General features: G+C 56.1%; 29 protein-coding genes, 1 tRNA gene and 2 pseudogenes. 30 read left to right on the top strand and 2 right to left on the bottom strand.

Features of this window, described 5'->3' with window-relative positions; translation table 11 throughout:
• The first annotated feature begins 86 nt into the window (after positions 1-86).
• The 6 genes from CC94_RS25390 to CC94_RS23520 all read left to right on the top strand — a co-directional run bounded on the left by CC94_RS25390 (position 87) and on the right by CC94_RS23520 (position 6,413).
• Positions 87-853, top strand: a protein-coding gene (locus CC94_RS25390; protein ID WP_157203341.1) for an IS5 family transposase whose coding sequence is annotated in 2 segments (ribosomal slippage) — positions 87-462 and positions 462-853 — 768 coding nt in all. Because the reading frame shifts where the segments join, the coding sequence is not laid out codon by codon here.
• Between the two features lie 222 nt (positions 854-1,075).
• Positions 1,076-2,971 (top strand): transketolase C-terminal domain-containing protein, encoded by a 1,896-nt coding sequence (locus tag CC94_RS0101355; protein WP_031429552.1) that lies wholly within the window; start codon positions 1,076-1,078, stop codon positions 2,969-2,971.
• Between the two features lie 501 nt (positions 2,972-3,472).
• Positions 3,473-3,562: transfer RNA gene (locus CC94_RS0101345), tRNA-Ser, on the top strand.
• 20 nt (positions 3,563-3,582) lie between these two features.
• Positions 3,583-3,738: a DUF6538 domain-containing protein gene (locus CC94_RS25385; protein WP_425357672.1), complete on the top strand. Its 156-nt coding sequence runs from the start codon at positions 3,583-3,585 to the stop codon at positions 3,736-3,738.
• Positions 3,739-3,891: 153 nt separating this feature from the next.
• On the top strand, positions 3,892-6,264 hold the full coding sequence (locus tag CC94_RS22115) for a PBECR3 domain-containing polyvalent protein (protein ID WP_157203349.1): 2,373 nt from the start codon (positions 3,892-3,894) through the stop codon (positions 6,262-6,264).
• Positions 6,261-6,413: a hypothetical protein gene (locus tag CC94_RS23520; protein WP_005373276.1), complete on the top strand. Its 153-nt coding sequence runs from the start codon at positions 6,261-6,263 to the stop codon at positions 6,411-6,413. The genes CC94_RS22115 and CC94_RS23520 overlap by 4 nt, the downstream gene beginning before the upstream one ends.
• Positions 6,414-6,615: 202 nt before the next feature.
• Here the strand turns inward: CC94_RS23520 and CC94_RS0101325 are convergent, their stop codons facing one another.
• Entirely contained in the window at positions 6,616-6,912 is a 297-nt protein-coding gene (locus CC94_RS0101325) for a hypothetical protein (RefSeq protein WP_005373274.1), read from the bottom strand.
• Positions 6,913-7,105: 193 nt separating this feature from the next.
• Here CC94_RS0101325 and CC94_RS21085 point away from each other — a divergent pair.
• The 24 genes and pseudogenes from CC94_RS21085 to CC94_RS0101205 all read left to right on the top strand — a co-directional run bounded on the left by CC94_RS21085 (position 7,106) and on the right by CC94_RS0101205 (position 21,742).
• A pseudogene (locus tag CC94_RS21085) lies at positions 7,106-8,245 on the top strand (IS630 family transposase).
• 774 nt (positions 8,246-9,019) lie between these two features.
• A complete protein-coding gene (locus CC94_RS24475) occupies positions 9,020-9,163 on the top strand; it encodes a hypothetical protein (RefSeq protein WP_245549382.1) in 144 nt (47 codons plus the stop codon).
• On the top strand, positions 9,160-9,390 hold the full coding sequence (locus tag CC94_RS0101305; RefSeq protein WP_005373269.1) for a DUF433 domain-containing protein: 231 nt from the start codon (positions 9,160-9,162) through the stop codon (positions 9,388-9,390). The genes CC94_RS24475 and CC94_RS0101305 overlap by 4 nt, the downstream gene beginning before the upstream one ends.
• Positions 9,387-9,633: pseudogene (locus CC94_RS21075) on the top strand (DUF5615 family PIN-like protein). The gene CC94_RS0101305 and the pseudogene CC94_RS21075 overlap by 4 nt, the downstream one beginning before the upstream one ends.
• Positions 9,634-9,880: 247 nt before the next feature.
• Positions 9,881-11,092, top strand: a complete 1,212-nt coding sequence (locus tag CC94_RS0101295) for a tyrosine-type recombinase/integrase (protein ID WP_005373268.1) — start codon at positions 9,881-9,883, stop codon at positions 11,090-11,092.
• Positions 11,092-11,319, top strand: coding sequence for a hypothetical protein (locus CC94_RS0101290; RefSeq protein ID WP_245549380.1), 228 nt, complete (start codon positions 11,092-11,094; stop codon positions 11,317-11,319). The genes CC94_RS0101295 and CC94_RS0101290 overlap by 1 nt, the downstream gene beginning before the upstream one ends.
• Positions 11,306-11,659 carry a type II toxin-antitoxin system VapC family toxin gene (locus tag CC94_RS0101285; RefSeq protein WP_005373263.1) on the top strand — a complete coding sequence of 118 codons (354 nt, stop codon included), beginning with the start codon at positions 11,306-11,308 and terminating at the stop codon, positions 11,657-11,659. The genes CC94_RS0101290 and CC94_RS0101285 overlap by 14 nt, the downstream gene beginning before the upstream one ends.
• A gap of 103 nt (positions 11,660-11,762) precedes the next feature.
• Positions 11,763-12,545: a hypothetical protein gene (locus tag CC94_RS0101280; RefSeq protein WP_031429547.1), complete on the top strand. Its 783-nt coding sequence runs from the start codon at positions 11,763-11,765 to the stop codon at positions 12,543-12,545.
• Positions 12,546-12,581: 36 nt separating this feature from the next.
• Complete coding sequence (locus tag CC94_RS0101275) at positions 12,582-12,779, top strand: helix-turn-helix domain-containing protein (RefSeq protein WP_005373260.1); 198 nt, start codon at positions 12,582-12,584, stop codon at positions 12,777-12,779.
• 4 nt (positions 12,780-12,783) lie between these two features.
• The gene (locus tag CC94_RS0101270) at positions 12,784-13,191 is read left to right on the top strand and encodes a hypothetical protein (RefSeq protein ID WP_005373257.1); all 408 of its coding nucleotides are present in this window, start codon (positions 12,784-12,786) and stop codon (positions 13,189-13,191) included.
• On the top strand, positions 13,188-14,216 hold the full coding sequence (locus CC94_RS0101265; RefSeq protein WP_005373255.1) for an AAA family ATPase: 1,029 nt from the start codon (positions 13,188-13,190) through the stop codon (positions 14,214-14,216). The genes CC94_RS0101270 and CC94_RS0101265 overlap by 4 nt, the downstream gene beginning before the upstream one ends.
• Positions 14,206-14,778, top strand: a complete 573-nt coding sequence (locus CC94_RS23515) for a hypothetical protein (RefSeq protein WP_157203348.1) — start codon at positions 14,206-14,208, stop codon at positions 14,776-14,778. The genes CC94_RS0101265 and CC94_RS23515 overlap by 11 nt, the downstream gene beginning before the upstream one ends.
• A complete protein-coding gene (locus CC94_RS0101260) occupies positions 14,775-15,434 on the top strand; it encodes a hypothetical protein (protein WP_157203347.1) in 660 nt (219 codons plus the stop codon). The genes CC94_RS23515 and CC94_RS0101260 overlap by 4 nt, the downstream gene beginning before the upstream one ends.
• Positions 15,427-15,822, top strand: a complete 396-nt coding sequence (locus CC94_RS0101255; RefSeq protein ID WP_005373252.1) for a single-stranded DNA-binding protein — start codon at positions 15,427-15,429, stop codon at positions 15,820-15,822. The genes CC94_RS0101260 and CC94_RS0101255 overlap by 8 nt, the downstream gene beginning before the upstream one ends.
• A gap of 517 nt (positions 15,823-16,339) precedes the next feature.
• Positions 16,340-16,894 carry a hypothetical protein gene (locus CC94_RS0101250; RefSeq protein WP_005373250.1) on the top strand — a complete coding sequence of 185 codons (555 nt, stop codon included), beginning with the start codon at positions 16,340-16,342 and terminating at the stop codon, positions 16,892-16,894.
• Positions 16,895-16,905: 11 nt separating this feature from the next.
• A complete protein-coding gene (locus CC94_RS0101245; protein ID WP_005373248.1) occupies positions 16,906-17,463 on the top strand; it encodes a helix-turn-helix domain-containing protein in 558 nt (185 codons plus the stop codon).
• Entirely contained in the window at positions 17,454-18,212 is a 759-nt protein-coding gene (locus CC94_RS0101240; protein ID WP_031429543.1) for a helix-turn-helix domain-containing protein, read from the top strand. The genes CC94_RS0101245 and CC94_RS0101240 overlap by 10 nt, the downstream gene beginning before the upstream one ends.
• Positions 18,209-18,607, top strand: coding sequence for a hypothetical protein (locus CC94_RS22110; protein ID WP_005373244.1), 399 nt, complete (start codon positions 18,209-18,211; stop codon positions 18,605-18,607). The genes CC94_RS0101240 and CC94_RS22110 overlap by 4 nt, the downstream gene beginning before the upstream one ends.
• 1 nt (position 18,608) lies before the next feature.
• A complete protein-coding gene (locus tag CC94_RS22105) occupies positions 18,609-18,905 on the top strand; it encodes a hypothetical protein (protein ID WP_005373243.1) in 297 nt (98 codons plus the stop codon).
• A gap of 7 nt (positions 18,906-18,912) precedes the next feature.
• Complete coding sequence (locus tag CC94_RS0101225; RefSeq protein WP_005373241.1) at positions 18,913-19,299, top strand: hypothetical protein; 387 nt, start codon at positions 18,913-18,915, stop codon at positions 19,297-19,299.
• 12 nt (positions 19,300-19,311) lie between these two features.
• Complete coding sequence (locus CC94_RS0101220; RefSeq protein WP_005373240.1) at positions 19,312-19,500, top strand: hypothetical protein; 189 nt, start codon at positions 19,312-19,314, stop codon at positions 19,498-19,500.
• A 229-nt stretch (positions 19,501-19,729) separates the two neighbouring features.
• Entirely contained in the window at positions 19,730-20,917 is a 1,188-nt protein-coding gene (locus CC94_RS22100) for a VgrG-related protein (protein WP_005373239.1), read from the top strand.
• A 101-nt stretch (positions 20,918-21,018) separates the two neighbouring features.
• Positions 21,019-21,321 carry a type II toxin-antitoxin system MqsR family toxin gene (locus CC94_RS0101210; protein ID WP_005373238.1) on the top strand — a complete coding sequence of 101 codons (303 nt, stop codon included), beginning with the start codon at positions 21,019-21,021 and terminating at the stop codon, positions 21,319-21,321.
• 1 nt (position 21,322) lies between these two features.
• Positions 21,323-21,742 carry a type II toxin-antitoxin system MqsA family antitoxin gene (locus CC94_RS0101205; protein ID WP_005373237.1) on the top strand — a complete coding sequence of 140 codons (420 nt, stop codon included), beginning with the start codon at positions 21,323-21,325 and terminating at the stop codon, positions 21,740-21,742.
• A gap of 7 nt (positions 21,743-21,749) precedes the next feature.
• On the opposite strand, the gene CC94_RS22095 is transcribed toward CC94_RS0101205, so the two are convergent.
• Entirely contained in the window at positions 21,750-22,475 is a 726-nt protein-coding gene (locus tag CC94_RS22095) for a hypothetical protein (RefSeq protein ID WP_005373236.1), read from the bottom strand.
• Positions 22,476-22,576: the final 101 nt, after the last annotated feature.

The following is a 22,576-nucleotide window of genomic DNA, read 5'->3' as shown; positions in this document are numbered from 1 at the left end:
CTATAGCCTTTAGATAGTGTCGTCACAAGATAAGTCTTTGTCAGGTATAATACGGAGATTGTCGTTGCTGATGAGATTAAAGAGCCATGTCCCAACCTGCCCACCGCCGCCATGACATTTCCGATACGGTTTGGAGCTTACTGGAACCCCATCTGCCCGGCCGTGCCGGGGCCTGGGGCGGAAAAGCGCGAGACAACCGCTTGTTTATCAATGCGGTCTTCTGGATTTTGCGTACCGGTGCGCCATGGCGCGACCTGCCACCTGACTATGGCGATTGGAAGAACACCCATCGCCGGTTTTGCCGTTGGCGAGATCACGGCGTCTGGGAAGCCCTGTTGGAACAGTTGGTCACCGAACCCGACTATGAATGGTTGATGATTGATGCCAGCCACATCAAAGTCCATCCGCATGCGACCGGCGCGCAAGGCGGCAATCAGGGCATGGCGGTCACAAAAGGGGGCTCAACAGTAAGATACATCTGGCCGTGGATGCGCATGGTATGCCGGTCAGAATCCTTATTACAGCAGGTACCACAGCAGATTGTTCGCAGGCTTCAGCCTTGATCGAAGGCGTGGATGCTCAGTACTTATTGGCGGACAAAGGCTACGATAGCGATGCTATCGTAGCCCAAGCCGAAGCAAATCAGATGACGGTGGTCATTCCGCCACGCCGCAATCGAAAACAACCCCGCGACTACGATCGCGACCTGTACAAACTGCGGCATTTAGTAGAAAACGCGTTCTTGCACCTCAAGCGCTGGCGAGGTATTGCCACACGCTATGCCAAGAACACCGCATCGTTCCTGGCCGCTGTGCAGATCCGGTGCATCGCCCTGTGGACAGCTATCTTATGACGACACTATCTAATTAAACAATGTTCAATTAACTGCGTCATACCGCGTCCGAAAGCGGCGGGCCTACGTTTCGGAAAGGCAAATCAACCGCGTCTATTTCGGGCGAAATTAAGCTGCGGCATGATTTTTTTTTAGGTTAAAATAGCCCGAGGCACACGAAATGCGCAGGGATTGGCGCTTAAAGTTAATAACAAAAACACTGTAATTTTGGAGAAAACCACTATGGCACAATTCCCCATCGATCTAGGCGCCTACCGCCGCGTCTCGCTGGCTGCCGGCAACCCGACCTTGTCGCCGGACCAAAAAGCCGCGCTCAAGGCGAACATTCAGCTCTGCCGCGACGCGATCGTCTTCTTTACCGCCACCGGCGCGGCGCGCGGCGTCGGCGGCCATACCGGCGGTCCGTACGACACCGTTCCGGAAGTGATGATTCTGGACGCATTGTTTCGCGGCTCGAACGGCTTCGTACCGATCTTTTTCGACGAAGCGGGACACCGCGTGGCGACCCAATACCTGATGTCGGTATTGAACGGCGATATGCCGGCCGAAAAACTGATGCTGTACCGCGAAGCCCATTCGCATCTGCCGGGCCACCCCGAACTGGGCTTCACTCCCGGCGTCAAATTCAGTTCCGGCCGTCTCGGCCACATGTGGCCGTATGTGAACGGCGTGGCGATGGCGAATCCAGGCAAGACCGTCTTCTGTCTGGGTTCCGACGGCTCGCAGCAGGAAGGCGACGACGCCGAAGCGGCACGTTTATCCGTGGCGCAGGGACTGAATGTCAAACTGCTGATCGACGACAATGATGTCACCATCGCGGGCCATCCGTCGCATTACCTGAAAGGCTGTTCGACCGCGCAAACTTTGCGCGGTCACGGCGTGACCGTGTTCGAAGGCGACGGTGAAGACCTCGACGGGCTGTATGAGCGGATCATTCAGGCGATCAATACCGAAGGTCCGGTCGCGGTGATCAACCACCGGAAGATGTGCCCCGGCATTCCGGGTATCGAAGGCTCGAACCACGGCCACGACGTGATTTCGGTCAAACACGCGATCGAATACCTCGAAGCGCGCGGCTACACCGACGCCATCGAGTTACTGAAAAGCGCGTCGCCGGCCAAGCAGAACTATACCTTCAAGGGCTCCAGCGACAAGTGGGATGCGAATCGCAACGTGTTCGGCGACGCCTGTGTTTCGGTGCTCGGCAAAATGAGCGAAGCCGACCGCATCGCGAAAGTCCGCGTGATCGACAGCGACCTGGAAGGCTCCTGCGGCCTGAAGAAAATCCACGACGCGCATCCGGAAGTCTTCATCGCGTCCGGCATCATGGAGCGCGGCAACTTCTCCGCGGCGGCCGGTTTCGGGATGGAAAAAGGCAAGCAGGGCATTTTCGGCACGTTCAGCGCATTCCTCGAAATGAACATTTCCGAAATCACGATGGCGCGCCTGAACCACTCGAACGTGCTCAGCCATTACTCGCATTCCGGCATCGACGACATGGCCGACAACACCTGCCATTTCGGTCTGAACAACCTATTCGCGGACAACGGCCTGGACGATGCGTATCCGACCAACTTGTATTTCCCTGCCGATCCGAACCAGATGCGCGCCTGCGTCGAAAGCGTATTCCACGATGAGGGATTGCGCTTCATCTTCTCGACCCGTTCGAAAGTGCCTTTGATCCTGGACGAGAACGGCAACGAACGTTTCGGCGGCGATTACAAATTCGTTTCCGGCAAGGACGAAGTGATCCGCGAAGGCACGCAAGGCTATATCGTCGCTTTCGGCGAAGCGTTGTACCGGGCGCTGGATGCGGTCGAGCGTCTGAAGGAAGAGGGCATCGACATCGGCCTGATCAACAAGCCGACCTTGAACGCGATCGACGAAGACATGCTGGCCAAAGTCGGCAAGTCGCCGCTGGTGCTGGTCGTCGAATCGTTCAACCGCAAGACCGGCCTTGGCAGCCGCTACGGCACCTGGTTGCTGGAGCGCGGCTTCACGCCGAAATTCGCGCATCTCGGCACCCACCAGGAAGGCTGCGGCGGTCTGTGGGAACAATTCCCGCACCAGGGCCTCGATCCGGTCGGCATCATCGCGAAAGTCAAATCGATGCGGTAAAAGTCGTCGAGCGACAAAAAAAGGGCGCGGCATGCGCCCTTTTTTTGCCCGGTATTTCAATGTGGGTCGTTCAAAAAGGTATGGAGGATGGGGTGAAGGAAGAGGCTGTCGAAAAATCCAAGGTATGTTCAACAACCGAACGGATGCGCCGGGTTTATCGGCTTACGATGAATTATGCGATTTGGACGCGCGCGGAATGAGCTTGCGTCGATCGATCTAAACAGCCCGAGTTGGTGAACGAAGCGGGTCTTAGTGAGTATGTCGCCAGGTTTGAAGAAACAAAAAATATCAAGGAGCGGCATTGCAGGCGATCAATGATTGGCTGCAATGCCTGACTTTAAGTAACGAAGCGAGGGCCGTGGGTTAGTTTGGCTTTCGGTATAGGGTTAAGAGAGGTAAATTGCGTCCGGTGTATTGATCGTTGAAGAAGTAAAAAAAGAATTCTGCGATTTTTCCCTGCTGTCGAGCGGCTGAGGGTATGTTATAATAGTTGTTCATTGCGGAGAGGTGGCAGAGTGGTCGAATGCGCCGGACTCGAAATCCGGTTGACTCTTAGGAGTCACGAGGGTTCAAATCCCTCCCTCTTCGCCATAAATTAAGTTGTTGATTTAATAGATAAAATCCCTCAAGCCCAATTAGTAAGGCGAAAAAACGTCTTTTATTTTCGTCTTGTCGTCCCAGCCGAACTTTGCGAATCGGCTCAAGTTTGCGAGTTTACCCAAAGCCTTAAAACCGATGCCGGAAAGAGGCAACTCTTCACGCGTTAAAACTTGCCGCGCATTCGCGCATTACAAAGCGGCTTCGCACGATCTGAAGGCCGGCAACCCGTAAGGCGAAACCGGCTCTGCCGGGTTCCACCGAAGGATAACGGATCGCTGAATGTGATGGAGGATTGCTTCCTCCCGCATCCATGTAGAGTCGTGCCGGCTCCGCCCCACGCGCTTGGCGGCCTGGCGCTCTCCCATGTGCCGCGCACGCTCGACAGGCTACTCGACTCCGGCGATACGTTTTCGGATTTGTGGATGGGCAATGTCGTCGAACCGGCCGTCCAGCGGCGCCGGGATGCCGTTCCCAATCCCTACACGGTCGGCGCGGCAGGACAAATCGCGCACGGCTTCGCCACTATTCTGCCGGAAGTCATGGCGCTCGGACCGGTCGGCGCCGGCGTGCTGGAAGGGGTGGCGGAAACGGCCGGCCGGATCGACGAAGGCAAGCCGCTCGGCACGGCGGCCGCGCTCGGCGCGATTCACGCCGCCGGGGTCGGCCTGGGCGCCGCGATGCCCGCCGCCGCGCCGGTGCTGGAGTCCATCCCGTTATCGCCGCTGGCGCAGCGGATCGCCTCCGGCGCGGCCGGCAATCTCTGGCTGGGCGCCGCCGATCGCGCCTTGCGCGGCCAAGCCTTGGAGGCTGCCGGCTACCACGAAGAAGCCGCGCAATGGCGGGCATTCGACCCGACCTATGCGCTGACGGACCTGATTATGGGAGCAGGCTTCGGCGGGCTGGCGCACCTCCAGGCGAAACCGTCCGATGTCGATGCGGCGCTGACGCTGAACGCGCAGCGCAACCTCGACAACCAGGCGCCCGGACTGCCGAAAGACGCGCTCGCCGCGCAGGCGCACCAAAACGCGATGCGCTCCGCCTTGAATGCGCTCGATAACGGCGAAGAGGTCGCGGCGCGGGTGGAGGCGGACCGGTTCATTCCCGATCCCGTGCGCGAACAGCAGCCGGGCGATGATGCCGTGGCCCGCGAGATGTTTGGGGAATTGGACCGCATGGCCCAACAGGAACCCCGGGATGTCTCGCGGCAGGAGGAAAACGTCGCACCGGGGGAAACGGTCGATCCTTACTTGAGAGCGCGGCAAGAAGCGGCCGACGCCACCGGGGAGCTGATCTATCGCGACGTGGCGCGTCAGCTCGAAGCCGCCGGCGTTCGCGATGCGGATCAAACATCAGCCTTTGCCCGGTTGATGCAGCAAGTCATGGTGACCCAGGCAAAAAATGCCAGCATGGGTCCGCATGCGTTTTACCGGCAATTTGGCCCTCGGATCATGGCGGGCGCCCGTGAGGGAGGCGATGGCCAGTTTGCTCAAATATTGCCGGACTTTCTACCCAGCAATATGGAAATTGGCGATGGCGCCAGAGCGGCCGCCATATATCGCGGGGATGATTCCGCACAGGCCATTCTGTTCGGTCAGGCTGGGCCAAAACTCGCATCGGATGCTCCGCGTTATGCGAATTTCTCACATTCGATTGATCGGTCTGGCATTAACCATATCAAGAAGAAGCACGGCAGTTCAGCGACTGAGACCCCAAGAGGACAAATTGCAATTACCGATTCCGACATTGCCCGTATTCCCGACATTGTCTCAAGCTATGATGGGCTGAGAACCGATCTTCTCGATTCTTACGGTAGACCGACGGTAGCTTATGCGAAAGCTTTCGATGATGGCGTGCTGTTGTATATCGAGAGCGTTAGGAATAAACGCAAGGATTTGGCGGCACTCTCGATGCGGAAGTATCCCGCCACGACCGATGCTCAGCGCGTTCTTGAGCGCGCTGCCGACGGCCTCAACGTCCGAAACGATGGCGGGCATGCCGATACTATAGACAATGCGCCGGAGCGATTCAACCCATTAGAGCAAAGCGGCAGAGGTTTTTACGATCCTGATAGCCGTACCGTATCTTTATTCCAGGCAGCCGACGCCTCGACATTCCTGCACGAATCCGGGCATTACTTCCTGGATTTGTACGGCCGCATGCTCGACGCCGGCGTCGCGCCGGAAGGCGTGCGCCGGGACATGCAAGCCTTGATGGATTGGTTTGGCGTCAAATCGTTCGACGACTGGCGGCGGATGTCGATCGACGAACAGCGCCCTTATCACGAACAGTTTGCCCAAGGTTTTGAAACGTATCTGGCCGAAGGCAAAGCCCCCAGCGAACCCTTGCGCGGGATCTTCGAGCAGTTCAAGGCTTGGTTGAAGCAGGTTTACAATGACGTGCAGGGGGCGCTCGGCGCGCGGCTGAGCGATGACGTGCGCGGGGTTATGGCGCGCATCATCGACGCGCCGGAAGTGCGGCCGGACGACACCTCCGAACTCGCCGCCGCGCGGCAATTGCTGGACGCCCGCGGCGACGAGACGTTTTCCTTTTATGATGACGACGGCAACGAGGTCTCGGGCACGCTGCGCCAGTTGCTCGACGAGGTCGATCAGGACGCCGCCGATCTGAAAAACATCGATGCCGCCACCCAGGCGGCGATTACCTGCTTTTTGCGGTTTGGAGATAACCCATGAGACAAGACTGCATCAACGCCGTATCGCGGGCGCTGGGCCGGGCGCTGAAAACCGGCGAGGCCCAACGCATCGAGCAGCGTATCCGCGAGCAGAAGATCCTGCTGGCCAACCGGAACCGCGCCAAATACCTGCAAATGTCCGAACCCTGAGCGGGATGGGGTTTATAACCTCGTTACCCACGATTGAAGACCTACCGCCAACATAAAATCATTGTTTGTGTGCGCGCGATTCCAAACGTTACGGACAGGATCAATATCCCGTGCGGCCCCGGTATCTTACGGGTTGTAGGGTACGCTGTGCGTACCTTGCGACATTGAGGGTACGCACAGCGTACCCTATGGGGCTGCTCAGTCAACACTTAACGTCCAGCTTGAGGGCTTGTGCAATTCTAATCCAAATACTCTTGCTGAACAGTTTGATGTTCTGATCCAGCATATTTAAAGTGGCGTCATCGAAGGCAGCGTTGGGTAGCTTTTTCTTGGTTACCGCTTTAATCGCGCGCTCCAATACCGGATTTCCGGGCGTATCGGCGCCCAATCCCGCATCCACGAATCGCTGCCCGAAATAACGCAACGGATCGGCGTTATCCGTGCCCGGATAAACAGTATCGCCCTTTGCGCTTAATAGGTGAATACGGGCCTTTTTCATCCCGGCTGTTGACCAGCGCCATCAGCTTGGTGTTGAAGCGGCGGCTCAGCTCGGTGCCTTGTCGAGCCAAGCTGGGATCTTTCTTTACGAACTGGGCATAGGTCAAGCTTTCTATTAGATCGTTCCATCAATAAATTTACAGATTGGTCTAAAATACCCCTGATACTTATCCCCCTAATTGCCGGAGGAGAAGATGGCGGGAAAGACGAAACGTGCAGCACTGATATTGACGGAAAACCAAAAGGCAATGCTCAATGAGCTCTGCCGATCACGAACGGCGCCGATGAGGGAGGTTGAGCGGGCCAAGGTTTTGATAGGTTATGCCGATGGCATCACGATTACCGAACTCAATCGGCAGCTTGGCGTCAGTCGGCCCATGATCTACAAATGCATCGATAAAGCCTTGGCTGCGGGCGCACCGATGAGGTTAAAGGACAGGTATCCCCGTCCGCACGAACCGGAAATTAGTGATGAAGCTCGTGCTTAGGTGGCAAGCATCGCTTGCACAAAGCCTACGGAACATAACTTGGCAGCAGAATTGTGGACTCTCTCCGGTCTGGCAAAATTTGTATCCCAAAGCGCCGAAACGGTGGGATTTTCCCGTCTAGCGCACGCGGGTAAAAGTACTATATGGCGTATCCTCAACGAAAACGACATCAAGCCTCATAAGATACGATACGACTTGGAGAAAAGGGATCCGGAATTTGATCGTAACATGCAGGAAGTGCTGCTGGTTTATCAGGAGGTGTCGATTTACACCGACGGAGCCGCTCATCATGGACAACCCCATGCTATCTATACGGTTAGCATTGATGAAAAACCGGGGGTTCAGGCCATTGGCCTCACGGCGCCCGATTGACCGCCAGTTCCGGGCAAGCGGCCTACTATTGGGCGAGACTATGAATATAGTCGGCTCGGCACCGTGTCAATGCTGGCTGGAATCGATCTACACTCGGGGCATATCATGGCTAATGTAGAGGATCGGCATCGTAGTTGGGAGTTTATTGCGTTACTCAAGCGATTCGATGAGTACTATCCGCCAGAGGCTGTTATCCGGGTAGTTCTGGACAATCACTCGGCCCACATTTCAAAAGAGACCCTGGCCTATCTTGCAAGCCGACCAGGGCGCTTTGAGTATGTGCATACGCCAAAACACGGCTCTTGGCTCAACCTGACCGAGTGTGCATTCTCTAAAATGGCTAGAACGTTCTTGCGGCACATGAGAGTGAAATCGGTCGACGAACTGAAGGCGCGAATCCTAAAAGGGATCGACGAATTTAATGCTTCACCTGTCGTATTCCGCTGGAATAAATTCGACCTTGGGGTGGCTTAATTTGTAATTGTTTTACTGGAACTCACTACTAGAGCATCATTTTGAGTCGGATCCAGCTACCGAATTTAAAGTTGAACCGTAGACGCATCGTTAAGCCGACGCGTATCCCGGACTTTCAGTCCGTAACCCAAACCCACCGGCTTTTAGCCGGTGGTTGTTTAGAGTAATCATGGCAGCGGTTGTAATATTATCGGCTCATCGAAAGAACTGGCGTTTGAAGTTGAAAAGCTGCATCTGATCATTGAGCATAAAGATGCGATCATTCAGCAGTTGGAACAACAAATCGCCGATTTGAAAGAGATTAATGAATTGCTTAAGAACCTATCGCGATAAAAACTTCCGAGTTGTAGGGCGGATTCGCCGCCAGGCAATCCGCCGTTATTTTGAAGCCTTGGCGTTTTGCTGATGGCGTTGCTGATCGGGGTGCGGCGGTCGATGTTCTGGAAATGGCGTGGAGCCAGATCAATCTGGACCGGGCCGAATGGCGAATCCCGACCACCAAGAACGGCGAACCGCAGACTGTCATATCACCCTGACTCCGGAGGCCGTCGAAATCCTACGCAATCGGCAAGGCTATCATGCTATCTGGGTTTTCCCCGGCAGCGGTGCAACCGGCCACATCGTCGAACCGAAGAAGGCATGGGCGCGGGTCCTGGCTCGGGCTGGGCTTGATAGCCTACGGATCCACGACTTACGCCGTACGGCTGGGATCGTGGCAGGCCAAACTGGCGCCTCTCTGGCGATTGTTGGTAAGCGCCTGAATCCAAATCGCCATTGACGACGGCCATCTATGTCCGGCTGGACCTCGATCCGGTTCGGGAATCGGTCGAACGGGTTATCGGCGCGATGTTGGCGGCCGGCGGCTTGAAAGCGACGGGCGAAATCATCTCCATGACCCAAAGGAAACAAGCAAAATGAGCATCGACTATCACGACATTATCACCATCGAACCGGGAAAGCGCAGTGGCAAGCCTTGCATCCGTGGCTTACGGATTACCGTTGACGACATCCTCGATTGTTTTGCGGCCGGCATGACCGAAGAGGAAGTGCTGGACGATTACGACTATTTGACCTGCGACGACATTCGGGCTTGTTTCGCGTATGCGGCCGACCGCGAACGCCATACGCGGGTAATCAAGGGATGAGGCTGCTTTTTGACGAAAACCTGTCCTTCAGGATGGTGGCCGGATTAAGCGACGTTTTTCCCGGTTCCGTTCATGTGGATCGGCTTGGGTGGCGGTTCCGATGATGAAGTATGGCGCCATGCCAAAGAAAATGATTTTGTGATTATCAGCAAAGACGCCGACTTTTACGAACGAAGCATGTTGCACGGGCATCCGCCCAAGGGGATATGGATACGCCGCGGCAACTGCACCAACCGACAATAAAACTAAATAAGGGCTTGGGTTGTTGGATAACTTATTGTTATGGAGCCAATGGCGGGATTCGAACCCGCGACCTACTGATTACGAATTCTAAAGCCCGCTATTTTCTACTGATTGCTTAACCTTAATAAACCTTTACAAGCCAATATGTTCGGCCTATCATAGCCTTAACGGTGCTACACCAAATTTACCGAAATTTGACCAAGAGCGTAGCACCAGCGTAGCACCAGAAATCGACGCAAAGGCAGCCATGACAACGCATTTCGACTTCACCAAGCCAAAACTCGAAGCACTGAGAGAGCCAAAACCCGGCGAACGGATCATTTATCACGATACCCACAAGAACGCAGCCGGGTTACAGCTTCGGCATTCAGGCAATACGAAGACGTTCTTCATTCAAAAGCGCGTAGACGGTAAACCGGAGCGCGTCACTATCGGCAAGTTCCCCGATATGTCCATCGAGAACGCCAGAAAGGAAGCGGCGCGGCTGAGTGCGTTAATCGCGCAGAAGATCAACCCCAATACCGACGCCAGAGCCTTAAAGACCGAGACCACCCTGCAAGAGCTGTTTGACGAATTCCTGAAGCATCGGCGCAATAAGCGCGGCGCGTTCCTGTCCGAAGTAACCAAGCGCAGCTACCGTTACGACTTCGGCTTGTACCTGGAAAAATGGGGCAAGCGCAAACTGTCGCAATTCAAGGACACCGACTTCAGCAAACTGCACGCTGAGATCGGCAAGGAGCACCCCACGACGGCGAACCGCGTGATTGCGATGGCGTCGAGCCTGTTCGGCTATGCCGCCGAGCGCAAGTTGTTCAAAGGCGCGAATCCGGCGCACGGAATCAAGAAGTTTCCCGAAACCAAGCGCGACCGCTTCCTGCAATCGGACGAGCTGCCCGCGTTTTTCAAGGCCCTGGCCGAGGAACCGAACGACATCTTGCGCGATTACTTTTTGATGGCGCTGCTGACCGGAGCGCGGCGCTCCAATGTTCTGGAAATGGAGTGGACCCAGATCAATCTGGCGCGGGCCGAATGGCGCATCCCGACCACTAAGAACGGCGAGCCTCAGACCGTCACCCTATCCCCGGAAGCCGTGGAAATCCTGCGTAATCGGCAAGGCTGTCATGCAGTTTGGGTGTTCCCCGGCACCGGCGCAACCGGGCATATCGTCGAACCCAAGAAGGCATGGCGGCGCGTGCTGGATCGGGCGGGCATTGATAATCTACGGATCCACGACTTGCGGCGCACGCTGGGGAGTTGGCAAGCTAAAACCGGCGCATCCCTGGCGATTGTCGGCAAGAGTCTTAACCACAAGTCGCCATCGACCACGGCCATTTATGCGCGGCTGGACCTTGATCCGGTCCGGGAGTCGGTCGAACGAGCTACCGGCGCAATGCTGGCGGCTGGCGGCTTGAAAGAATCGGGCGAGATCATTCCCATTAATAAAAGGAAACAAGCATGATGACTTTAGAGTTAGACGACGAAACCGCCACACTCTTGGCGCGACTGGCCGAGCAGGAACATATCGGCGCGGTGCAATTGGTTAAGAAAGCCTTGGTAGAGCATGCAAACGTCATGCGTGACAAGGGCGAGCTGATAACTGATTTTGCCGGCGTATTGGCGAATTCCCCTTCATTTCAAGGCGACCCGCTCGAAATTCAAAAGGCGATACGCGATGAGTGGGATTAAGTATTTGCCGGATACGAATGTTGTTATCGGTCTGTTGAAAGGCAGGGAGCCGGCCGTCAATGCGCTCAAGGGAATCAACATAACCGATTGCGGGTACAGCGCCGTAACCCGAATGGAATTACTGGGCTTTCCCGGCATTACGCCCGAGGAAGAACGCGCCATTCACAATATGCTAGAGCGGATGACCTATTTGAGCCTGACGCCAATGATCGAGGATTTGACGATTCAAATTAGACGGCAACACCGCTTAAAGCTGCCCGACGCGATTATTGCCGCGACCGCTAAAGCGCATAGCCTGGCATTGCTGACGCTGGACAAGGAACTGGCGGCCAAGGCGTAACCCTTATTAACCGGATAGGCCGACGGGCCGACAAGGCGGATTCATCACCCGCTTTCCGGTTAATCCCTTCGTGATGATTGCGCTTTGATGGAGTGTGTACACAATGAAAAAACCTGTCGCGCGCGGCGGTATTCCAAGCGTCGTGGTGGCACATTACAAGCTGCTCATGGAAGGGACGCGGCGCGAGCAGAACGGCGCGACAATCCGGGAAGGTGGGCGGGAAGGCTTCACAAAGCACGTTCTTGACACCATGGATAGGCTGCTTGCCATGCAGCAAGCGAACGCTTGGATAAAGCTTGAGAATGACGTGGGCAGTGAATGGCTGCCGCATGTCTTTGACGCCCTATGGATGGCTAACCTGGATTGGGAAAAAATCCGAAGCCGCCGGTCTTTGGTCAAGGACAAGGCTGCGCAAATAGTCTCGACATCTGAAAAGTTGATCGGCCTGCTAGATGAATTCCATAGCCTGACCGCCCATGCTGGCGGCGGTCCGAGCGTTACGCAGTGGATTCACGACGAACATGGCGAGAGTCTGTGCGTGGAATACCCGGAAAGGATACAGCTTCGGCTAACGTTGCTTGAGCTGATCGAAAACGCCCGCCTTTACGACGAAACCCAGCAATCGGCGGAAAGTTACGTTAATGCCGTGCTTACGCTGCGCCAAAAAGGACGCGAGTACCTGCACGCACTGGCGGAATTGTTGGACAAAAGGGGCTTTCCGCTTAACGGTAAAGGGATGCTGTCCGACGCGCTAATCGGTTTGGCCGATGCGGCTGCCGGCGGTAATGGCGCAGTGGACTACAAAGCTTTTTATGATGTTTTCCTACTCGCAAGAAAAAAAATCTTCCGAGTAGGAATTACAGGAGCTCCAAAATATAAAAAATAGCAACATGTTTAGTGGAGCCATACGGAGGCTTATTACATGCTGCAACCCAACACAGACCTTTTGAACACGCAACAGGCCGCCGAATATCTCGGCGTCACCGTCTCGACGCTTGAAGTTTGGCGCTGCACAAAGCGCTACAACATCCCCTTCATCAAAGTTGGCCGTCTGGTCAAGTACCGAAAAGCCGCGCTTGATGCCTTCCTGGAGTCGCGTACTGTCGGCGGGGAGTTATAAGCCGATGACCCCAAACGCAAAAAAGCCACCAGAGCGGGGCGGCGCTGGCGGCTTTCGAAATAATTCCGAGCAGCGCCATTTTATCAAAACGCCGCCTTACGGCAAACAGCTTAATCTGAACGGGCAAAACTTGATTGTTTGCACCGGCTCCGGAGCCTGGGAACGGGCAAAGTCACCAACGTGGTTTCCTGGCTGCAAGGTCGCGCTGCCGTTCGGCGACGACCCGACCGCCTACGCCTGGAGCGTAGCGGCTGGGCATGATGTGCTGATTGTCGGCTTCGGAGACCTGGAGCCGGTCGCGGTCATTGCGAAGCTTGCCGGGCTGTTGCTGGCGGCTGGCGCGGGGCTGGTGCTCTATGCCCCGAAGCGCGGCCCCATGATGCGGATCGACCGGCGCAAGGGGGCGGCATGAATTACGAAGTAATCGAGCCGGGCAGGATGGCGGTTGATGTGCCGAATTTGCCAAGCGTCACGCGAAAGCGGCCGATAGAGCCGGTCAGCCTGGAAACATTGCTGGCCCATACGTTTCCAACTCGGGAATTGATTCTGGCGCCCGTGTTTACCTTGGGCAGCCTGAACATGATCTTTGCCCGCCGGGGCATCGGCAAGACGCACGCCAGCCTTGGCATTGCCTATGCCGCAGCGTCTGGCGGGTCGCTTTGGGGATGGACGGCGGCGCGGCCCTACAAGGTCTTGTTGATCGACGGCGAAATGCCCGGAGAATCGTTACAGGCACGGCTTGCCGCGATCGTGGCGGCATCCAATACCGCGCCTGATCCCGAGTTTCTGCAAATTATCACCATCGACCTGCAAGGCGGCATCATGCCGGACCTGTCAACGGTCGAAGGTCAGGACGCAATCGATAGCGCTTGCCAAGCGGCGGAACTCGTCATCGTCGATAACCTGTCCTGCTTGTGCCGCTCCGGCCGCGAAAACGAGGCTGAATCGTGGGTAACACTCTCTGAATGGGCGCTAAGGATGCGCAGCGCGGGCAAGTGCGTTATTTTCGTTCACCATGCGGGCAAGGACGGCCAGCAGCGCGGCACCTCGAAGCGGGAGGATATTCTGGATGTGGTCGTCGAACTCAAGCGGCCGGCCGATTACAACCCCGAGCAAGGCGCGCGCTTTATCGTCAATTTCACCAAGGCCCGGCACTTGGCCGGATCGGACGCGCAGCCGTTCGAGGCGTGGTTACAGGCGGACGAATCCGGGCGGCAGGCATGGACCACGAAGACCGCGACCGAATCCACGTTTGAGCAGGTCGTCGAACTGGCGAACCTGGGCTTGTCTCAGGGCGACATTGCGGTGGAACTGGGCATCAATAAATCGAGCGTTTGCCGCCATATTCAGAAAGCAAAAGGGGACGGTTTGATTGTCGAGCGGCCGAAAAAACCCGCCAATTCCACCCGAGCGCGGAGGGCCGATATTGATGATTAACCCGCCAAAAAACGAAAAAGTTGCATGTTGCACCCCTATAGCGGTGCAACGCGCAACTTTTGACGATTCCGGCGCAACAAACAGCGCAACGGCAAACGCAACGAACAGCCTAAAAGCCTTGGCTGGCGCGGTTTTGGAGCGCAACGCCCAACGCAACGCCACTGCAACGGTAGCCGAAAAACAGTGCAACTTTTGCAACGAAAAAACGGGCGAAAAGTTGCGTTCATTTTCACCCGAGTTGCGGCCAGAAATTGGCGAGTTGCACCACTGCCGCGAGCGCCGTCATTTGAGCAGTTCGGGCTATTGCATCCAGCAACGCTTCCGACCGGTTGACGACATCCCGAGGCGCTGCGAAGACTTCAGCGGCTACCCGGCATCGATGTCGGCAAGGGTTGCAGCACCCGGCGGTCAACCGATCGAGCGGAACGCCAGCACCAAGCCCCATACTGGGCTCAGTGTCGAGCGTTTGCCGCCATATTCAGAAAGCAAAAGGGGACGGTTTGATTGTCGAGCGGCCGAAAAAACCCGCCAATTCCACCCGAGCGCGGAGGGCCGATATTGATGATTAACCCGCCAAAAAACGAAAAAGTTGCATGTTGCACCCCTATAGCGGTGCAACGCGCAACTTTTGACGATTCCGGCGCAACAAACAGCGCAACGGCAAACGCAACGAACAGCCTAAAAGCCTTGGCTGGCGCGGTTTTGGAGCGCAACGCCCAACGCAACGCCACTGCAACGGTAGCCGAAAAACAGTGCAACTTTTGCAACGAAAAAACGGGCGAAAAGTTGCGTTCATTTTCACCCGAGTTGCGGCCAGAAATTGGCGAGTTGCACCACTGCCGCGAGCGCCGTCATTTGAGCAGTTCGGGCTATTGCATCCAGCAACGCTTCCGACCGGTTGACGACATCCCGAGGCGCTGCGAAGACTTCAGCGGCTACCCGGCATCGATGTCGGCAAGGGTTGCAGCACCCGGCGGTCAACCGATCGAGCGGAACGCCAGCACCAAGCCCCATACTGGGCTCAGTGTCGAGCGTAGCACAAGCGAAGCCGCCCACAACGCCCACGGCCGGTTCTTCAAATTCCTGGCGACCCGGCCGGACGGCAGACAGTGTTACCTGTGCCAGATGCCGAGACAGACCCTTGAGGAAATGCAAACCCAATACCCAGACGCAACCCATATTCAGCCCGTAGAGGGCGAGGACTACCCCCATGATTGACGCCCTGATTACCGGCAAGCTGCTTCGCGACCCCGTCTTGAAGACCGGGCCGAGCGGCAAGCCGTACTGCAGTTTCCTGTTATCGGTTCCGACCGGCGACGGCGAACCCGTGATTGTGTCCGGCATTGCCTTTGCCGACGTGGCCGAGCGGATCGGCAAGCTTGCCAAAGGCGACGCCGCGAGCGTGGCCGGCAGCCTGAAGCCGTCCGAGTGGACCGACAAGACCACCGGCGAACTGAAGCACGGCCTGAATGTCACCGTATCGGCGGCGCTGACCGCTTACGACATCAAGAAACGGCGCGGCAATGGCGAGAGCGGTTCGAACAGCTCGGCACCGCCGCATCGAGGTACGTATGACGACCGGGCACGCTCAAAGCCCTGGCGCTGATCGGCGAAGCGGCGCAATGTCTGTATGCGGCTTGCATCAATCTGGAGTTGATCGAGCCGCGACCCGACCCCGAAGACCACTGATGAACCACCCAGCCCGGCACGTCCGGGCTTTTTTGTGCCTGGCGTTTTCGTGACTGCCACCGCGCCGACGCCCGCAGCCCGCGCCCGCACTGGGCTTGCCCAGATCGAGGGCAAACGGTATCAGCTACTATTAGGAAACAACGCCTATATCAAGAATCGTGCCGATCTGTAATACACGGATGACGTGTATTTCAAAGAGTTGGCACGGAATCCTGCTAGGGGTTTCATTGTTTCCCAATAAGAAACACTACCGCATGCCGTCAAAGCCGCCAACGCCAGTTCCGGCGTGGGTTTCGGCCCGCTTGTGTGCGCCAGCAAGAAAACGCGCCTAAAAGGTGTTTCTAAAAGGCAAACGAAAAGCCGGAAAACGGCGCAAAAAACCCGGTTAATCGCGGTTAGGCTATACCCGAACTTAACTTTGAGGCATAGCCATCATGCAAACATCCGTTTCCCCCTTCGAATTCCAAGCCGCCCATCACGCAATCGCCAAAATCACCCCGGCATTCAGCGCCCTGAAGTCCATTGACAAGCAAGCACTGGGCAACGATGAGGCGGCTTGGGCGGAAACCCAAGAATTCATGGCGTTGCTCGACCAGATCCAAGCGAAACACCAGCGTGTGATCGATTGCGGCAATGCCCAATATCAGAACCGGCCGGTCGATTTGATCAACCGGGCAGCCAGACGCCAGCCCGAGATTCCCTCCTTGATCGAACGCGAACAAAAAGCCCTGCAGCACAAGCATTCGGCACGAGACTTTCAAGTTGCCGAACTGCAAAAAAAGAATTTCACGGCGGCCCAGATTGATCACATCGCCCCGCCGGTTCCGCAAAGCGAAATTGACGCCTCGCAGGCAGTCGTGGCCGGCTTGAAAGCCGAAGCGGTGGCAATCCAGAAGTTTTTGGCGGATGCCCCGCGGTACGATGTGGCGCTTCTTCTCGAAACCACCCTGTACCCGGACCATGATCCGATAGCGGAGGCCGCGGCTTAATCGAGGCAGCGATGGTCGACAAAAACGAGGTGGCAATCGTTAAACTCGTCGGCGGCCGGATGCGCGAGGCGCGCGAGCTTTGCAAGCTCACCGTCTACGAGGCTGCCGACCGGCTAGGCATTCCCAAACCGCTGCTCGAAAAGCTCGAAGTCGGCTTCGACGTGCCGAGCCTGCCGCTGAAATGGGTCCGGCAGGCTTCGCGGGTGTATGACGTGAGCCTCGATTACCTGTTCGGCTATTCCGATGATTGGGAGGTGGCCGAAGAAACCAAGCAGGGCCGTGAGATCGGTGCCTGGATTCATCAGCAGCAATCCAACTTGTTCAGCCGGTGGGCGGTCCGACAACTTCAGCTTGAACGCCAGGTGGAAGCGATGACGAAGGCAGTCGGCGTGCTGCCGGACGAGATCGAAGCCATTGTCGAGGCCTTGAATACCTTCAGGGGGATGAACCCCGATTTCGACAAGCTGCCGGCCGGGTCCATGCTGCAGCATCGAATCAAGCGGGCCAACGAAAAGGCCCAAGCGGCGCGCCGTGCGCTGATTCGTCATCCGGTGCCTGCATGCAAATGAGGTCCCGGCGTAGCGAGTATGAACAGGTGGTCAAAACCCTGGGCGAGCGGATGAAGGTCGCACGCGAGCTTTGCGGATTCTCGCAGCTAAAGGCCGCCAAATTACTCGGCTATGCCAATTCGTCCAAGCTGGCCAAGATCGAAGGGGCGACTGATACCAATTCAGTGCCGTTATGGCTGATCCCCAAGGCGGCCGATGTGTACGAAGTGTCCGTCGACTTTCTGTTTGGGGTTTCTGATGACTGGGAGCGCGATCCGGTAGCCGCTCAGCAACAGCAGGTCGGCCAATGGTTGGAAGACCGCTGGCAAGAGGTCCGAGACGCGCAAGACCAGGCGTTTAAGACGCTGCATGCCAAACAAGTCGAACTGTCAGAGTCGATTGACCGCACGCTGCGCCGCTCGAAAGAAAACTTCGAATGCCTCGAACAGGTACGCCGGAACAACAGAGCCTTCGACGACCTGCGCGGCGGTGCCAAGCTGCTCAGGCTGTTGGCCGAGACGGCCGAAGACGCGATGGGCTTGGGATTCGAATTGGAAAAACTGCGGACGCTGAACGAAGCCGAGCGGTTGATGGGCGACATCTTAGAAAGTCCGCGCCATCCGGTCAATGATTGGAAACACCCGGCGCATGAACAGGCGAAACAGGCCTTTGATGAACTGAAATCAAACATCGACGAAAGACGCGTCCGGCTTAGCGTTGAGCAGGTTATTGCGTTTGAAAAAATAGAGAAAAATATCAAATCGGCATGAAATCAAACCCCCTCAAAAAACCGGGTCAGCGCGGCGGCAAGCGGCCGGGCAGTGGACGAAAAAAGGGCACGCCGAACAAAGCCACCTTTGAGCTGAAACAGGCCGCTGCCGAACACGGACAAGAGGTTTTGGACGCCCTCATTCGGATTATCCGCGATCAAGAGACGCCTGCCAATACGATTGTTGCCGCCTGCCGGGAATTGCTTGATCGAGGCTACGGCAAACCCACTCAGCATGTAGTGGAAGAAAACGTCACCGCCGGTATGACGCCGGACATGCTGAAGCGGCTGGAAACCGACATGATTGAGCGTATGACCAAGGCCCGTGAGCAGCAGCGGTTAGTTTTGATTGAGCGCGGCTTTATTGATGAGGATGGCAACAAATTGAGAGATTGAAATGACCCAAGAACAACGCGAAGCAATTCTGAAAGATGCCGAGGTGGCCGAGGCTTTGTACAAGCTGGCGACCGAAGGCTTCAACTTCACCGAAACCAAGGAACTGAAGGACGAAAACGGCAACGTTTTTCAAGTCGAGACACTGACCAGGCATGTACCGCCCAGCGTCGAGGCCCAGATTTTTTGGCTGTGCAACCGCTGCCCGGACCAATGGAAAGTGGACGAGTCGCTGCTGGCCTTCCTGTTTGGACAGGTGCAGGAACAGGTCGATGACTTTCTGTGGCGCAAACCGCACTGATTGAATCATGCGAAAACCATCGAAACCCACGCGCGGCGGCAAACGGCCGGGCAGCGGCCGCAAGCCGGGCGCCAAGAATAAATCGACCTTGGCGTTGAAGGAGTATGCCGGGCAATACAGCGAAGAAGCCGTACAGGTGCTGGTCGAGGCGATGCGCGATAGCGAAGCCCCGCCAGCGGTCCGGATTCAAGCCGCCGATAAGTTGCTCGATCGCAGCCACGGCAAGCCGGCCGTCCACCTGGAACCGGTCGAGGTGAATATCAGCCCGATCCCGTGGGAGGAACTGCGGGAAATCAGCCGGAAATCCATCGAAGCATCGCAGAGACGGCATCAAGAATTCATCGAAGGCCGCTATGAACGGCTCGGCATTCCGCGCGACTATCACTCGGATTAACAGGTAAACAGTATGCAAACAGTAATCAAGAAAAACCCACCGCCGGCACCGGGACCCGGCCGCCAAAAGGGCTATAAAACCCCGGCCACCGTTCGCAAGCTGGCCGTTAAACTGCTGCAGGAAACGCTGCTGGATGAAGGCGCACCGCTGCGGCTGCGCGTGCAGGCCGCCTGCAAACTGGTTGATGAGGTCAAGCCATGAGCGCCGATATCCAATCGGATTGGGGCGGTCTGTCTCCGCCCCTGGCCGACGCCGCGCTTGAAACCAGTCCGACGCTCAGGCAGCTCAGTGTGTTGTCGCGGGTGAACCCGTTCGATGTCGACGATCCCGTCCAGGTGGAGCGGGCGCTGGCGGCGGCATTACTGCGCTTGATCGAAGCGCTTGACCGGAACGGCATTCAATTCGAAGACCGCGAAGACCAGCACGCCTTGTGGCAGTTGCTGTTCGTCAGTTACCAGCTTTTAACCCAACCGCGGCCAGCCTCGCCGGTTTCTTCACGGATCTGTGGGAGCCGATCAGCAAGTTCTTGGAGGATAAGTTCGGCATTGTCAAAGAGGCGGCGAACCAGGCCAATGATTTCGTCAAGGAGAAGACCGGCATCGACGTGAAGGCCGGCGTGACGACAACCGCCCAAAAAGCGGCGGAATTGGCGGAGAAAGGCATTGAAGAAGCCAAAAAACTTCCCGAAAAGGCGAAGGAAAAGCTAAACCAAGGCGTTGAATGGGCTAAAGAGAATACTACGGTTGGCAAAGGACTATCCAAATTTAAAGACTGGACATTAGGGCAAACCAGCAAGTTTTTCGAATCCGGAAAAGGTGGGGCCGGCACCGTCTCCAGTGGTAAAGGCGACTTAGGCGGCGCTTCCTATGGCACCTATCAGCTTTCCTCGAAGCAAGGCACGCTACAGAAGTTTTTGAAATCAAGCAGCTACGGCGCCCAATTTGAAGGACTAACGCCAGGCACGAAAGAGTTTAATCAGCGCTGGAAGGAAGTTGCCCAACAAGATCCGACTTTCGGTTCCGCGCAGCACGATTTCATCAAACAAACCCACTATGACCCCGCTCTGGCCGGCCTGAAAAAAGCCGGCATCGATCTGTCAGGACGGGGTGCGGCCGTGCAGGATTCGCTGTGGTCGACATCGGTGCAATTTGGTGCCGGTAATGAGAAAAAGGGCGCTGTCCGCCTCTTCCAGAAGGCGCTCGCTGGCAAAGACGTTGCCAAGATGGCCGATCAGGAGATTGTCTCGGCAGTGCAGGACTACAAAATTGCGAACAATGAACGGTTATTTTCGCGCTCTTCCGATCAAGTCAGGGCTGGCACGCTGAACCGCGCTCAACACGAAAAAGACCAATTGCTGAACCTGGCATCAACGGAAAGCCTAAGCCCAGCCCTGCAAATGCAGGCGACGCCGGTGGTGGCCATGCCTCCCGCGCCACCCAGTATTCCGCCGCTCCAGGCCGCCCCCACGGTGAGCGATGCACCGCCGCAGCAAATCACGCCTTACCCGGTCGAATCGGCCCGGAAAAACCTGAACGTCAGCATCGACCGCGGCGACGTGGGGCGGGATTTGTCGGAACGGCGACTGGCGCATATTGTGACCGGCGGGCTGAGCAGTTAAGAGATTCGAGGCTCTGGGGACGAAGTATCAATACTCAACAGTTCTTACGGATTCCACAAATGATTATTGACTTTTATTTATGGAATCCGTAAAATTTTGACATGGAAAAACGTACACCTCACTACTCGCTCGATAGCATTAAGACTCAGGTTGCCGCCCTAGGCATTCGCGCCTTTACCCGTACGGCTCAAGTCGGACTGACGCAAATGGGCTTATCCGAAGCGGAAGCGGTGGGTGTCGTGCTTGGCTTAACGCGGGGCATGCTGTACAAAAGCATGACTACCCATGCCGACCATCGGGTATGGCAGGATGTGTATCACGCGCCCTGTCCCAACGGGAAAACGGCTTACATCAAATTTACGCTGCGCGAAGGCGCGGTCGTTATCCAGTTTAAGGAGAAGTGAAATGAGCGAACCACGGTACTGTTTGCAGTGCGATGATGGCACTGTGTTGGTTTATGAGACAAAAGACATCAGCGGACTCATCGACGGTGCGTCGTATGAGGTTCCTGCCGTAGCAGGATGGCATTGTCCGGTATGCGGCGAGGTCGAGTTCGACGCGGCGACAGATTCGGCTGAGCGCCATAGCGCCGCGCTCGCCGCTGCCCGTAAGTCTGCTATCACCCGCCGCAGCGCTGAATTGCGCGCCATCCGCAAGCGCCTTGGTCTGAACCAGGCAGAAGCGGGGCGTTTGTTCGGCGGCGGCGTTTCAGCGTTTTCCGAGTATGAGTGCGGTAAAACGCAGCCGCATAAATCTACCCTGCTGCTGCTGCGCCTGCTTAATAAGCATCCAGAATTGCTGAATGAAGTGCGGCGCGAGACGTAAAAAAGTCTTACTTGCCTAATAACGCCCCGACATTGAGCATGCTTGGAATGATTCGATTGCTGTTCTTTTTTAAATTATCACGGGCCGTCTGTTTTTCTTCTTCAGATATTTTGGCTTTATCCATGTTGTCGTTTATACGCTTAAAGGCGGCATCCGATTGATAATTTGGAACAGGTAAGCGACCTTTCTTCATCGCCCATGCTCTCTCGATATACACGCCGGTAATTGTCATCGCCATGCACCGCTCCGCATCGGTGGCGTTACTAATTGATTCCCAGCATTCATTTTCCGCCTTGAGCATAGCGTAGGCGCCGTTGCCATACGCAAGGTAAGGGGCGTTCATGGCGTTCACGGCTTCATCATAGTCAACCTTAGAGTTTTCGTTCTTCTGAACGGATGTATATGTTCCGTCCATTGACCCAACGGCGGAAATTCCACAGTATCCCTCGCAAGACTTCGTGGTTACTTTAATTGCGGTTTCCGATTGGAAATCAAATAGAACAACACAAAGATCGCTTTTATCGATAGGCGTAAATGCAGCTCTGTGGTCATCCACTATTTCTGCGGTTCCCTCTATGCCGCACACATCTTGCTCGACAGATGAATTTATGGAGAATCCAATGCCTCGTGGTGCGTTTTTTATCTCTAGTGTGCCGTTGTCTTTTTCAAGACTTGCATCTGCATAAGCCGGCAAAGTTATAAGAGAAATGATTAATGCAGCATATTTTTTCATAAAACCTCTCCGTTAATAAACGCCCGGCATTGTAGCACCAATCCCACGCCGCACTATGCGTGCAAACCCGGAAAACAGCGTAAAAACGCACTTTTCACGGC

Source organism: Methylomicrobium agile (genome assembly GCF_000733855.1).
Lineage (GTDB): Bacteria > Pseudomonadota > Gammaproteobacteria > Methylococcales > Methylomonadaceae > Methylomicrobium > Methylomicrobium agile.
Note: the sequence above shows the minus strand (reverse complement) of the source record. Positions and strands in the feature narration are given on the sequence as shown.

Bases quoted from the DNA above. Each gene is read 5' to 3' on its own strand.
- CC94_RS0101280 (WP_031429547.1), top strand. From the start codon at position 11,763: ATGAAAAAACCTGTCGCGCGCGGCGGTATTCCAAGCGTCGTGGTGGCA.
- CC94_RS0101295 (WP_005373268.1), top strand. From the start codon at position 9,881: ATGACAACGCATTTCGACTTCACCAAGCCAAAACTCGAAGCACTGAGA.
- CC94_RS22095 (WP_005373236.1), bottom strand. From the start codon at position 22,475: ATGAAAAAATATGCTGCATTAATCATTTCTCTTATAACTTTGCCGGCT.
- CC94_RS23520 (WP_005373276.1), top strand. From the start codon at position 6,261: ATGAGACAAGACTGCATCAACGCCGTATCGCGGGCGCTGGGCCGGGCG.
- CC94_RS0101205 (WP_005373237.1), top strand. From the start codon at position 21,323: ATGAGCGAACCACGGTACTGTTTGCAGTGCGATGATGGCACTGTGTTG.
- CC94_RS0101285 (WP_005373263.1), top strand. From the start codon at position 11,306: ATGAGTGGGATTAAGTATTTGCCGGATACGAATGTTGTTATCGGTCTG.
- CC94_RS0101275 (WP_005373260.1), top strand. From the start codon at position 12,582: ATGCTGCAACCCAACACAGACCTTTTGAACACGCAACAGGCCGCCGAA.
- CC94_RS0101245 (WP_005373248.1), top strand. From the start codon at position 16,906: ATGGTCGACAAAAACGAGGTGGCAATCGTTAAACTCGTCGGCGGCCGG.
- CC94_RS0101240 (WP_031429543.1), top strand. From the start codon at position 17,454: ATGCAAATGAGGTCCCGGCGTAGCGAGTATGAACAGGTGGTCAAAACC.
- CC94_RS0101305 (WP_005373269.1), top strand. From the start codon at position 9,160: ATGAGCATCGACTATCACGACATTATCACCATCGAACCGGGAAAGCGC.
- CC94_RS22105 (WP_005373243.1), top strand. From the start codon at position 18,609: ATGACCCAAGAACAACGCGAAGCAATTCTGAAAGATGCCGAGGTGGCC.
- CC94_RS0101255 (WP_005373252.1), top strand. From the start codon at position 15,427: ATGATTGACGCCCTGATTACCGGCAAGCTGCTTCGCGACCCCGTCTTG.
- CC94_RS0101250 (WP_005373250.1), top strand. From the start codon at position 16,340: ATGCAAACATCCGTTTCCCCCTTCGAATTCCAAGCCGCCCATCACGCA.
- CC94_RS0101290 (WP_245549380.1), top strand. From the start codon at position 11,092: ATGACTTTAGAGTTAGACGACGAAACCGCCACACTCTTGGCGCGACTG.
- CC94_RS0101220 (WP_005373240.1), top strand. From the start codon at position 19,312: ATGCAAACAGTAATCAAGAAAAACCCACCGCCGGCACCGGGACCCGGC.
- CC94_RS0101225 (WP_005373241.1), top strand. From the start codon at position 18,913: ATGCGAAAACCATCGAAACCCACGCGCGGCGGCAAACGGCCGGGCAGC.
- CC94_RS0101355 (WP_031429552.1), top strand. From the start codon at position 1,076: ATGGCACAATTCCCCATCGATCTAGGCGCCTACCGCCGCGTCTCGCTG.
- CC94_RS22110 (WP_005373244.1), top strand. From the start codon at position 18,209: ATGAAATCAAACCCCCTCAAAAAACCGGGTCAGCGCGGCGGCAAGCGG.
- CC94_RS0101270 (WP_005373257.1), top strand. From the start codon at position 12,784: ATGACCCCAAACGCAAAAAAGCCACCAGAGCGGGGCGGCGCTGGCGGC.
- CC94_RS0101210 (WP_005373238.1), top strand. From the start codon at position 21,019: ATGGAAAAACGTACACCTCACTACTCGCTCGATAGCATTAAGACTCAG.
- CC94_RS0101265 (WP_005373255.1), top strand. From the start codon at position 13,188: ATGAATTACGAAGTAATCGAGCCGGGCAGGATGGCGGTTGATGTGCCG.
- CC94_RS0101325 (WP_005373274.1), bottom strand. From the start codon at position 6,912: ATGAAAAAGGCCCGTATTCACCTATTAAGCGCAAAGGGCGATACTGTT.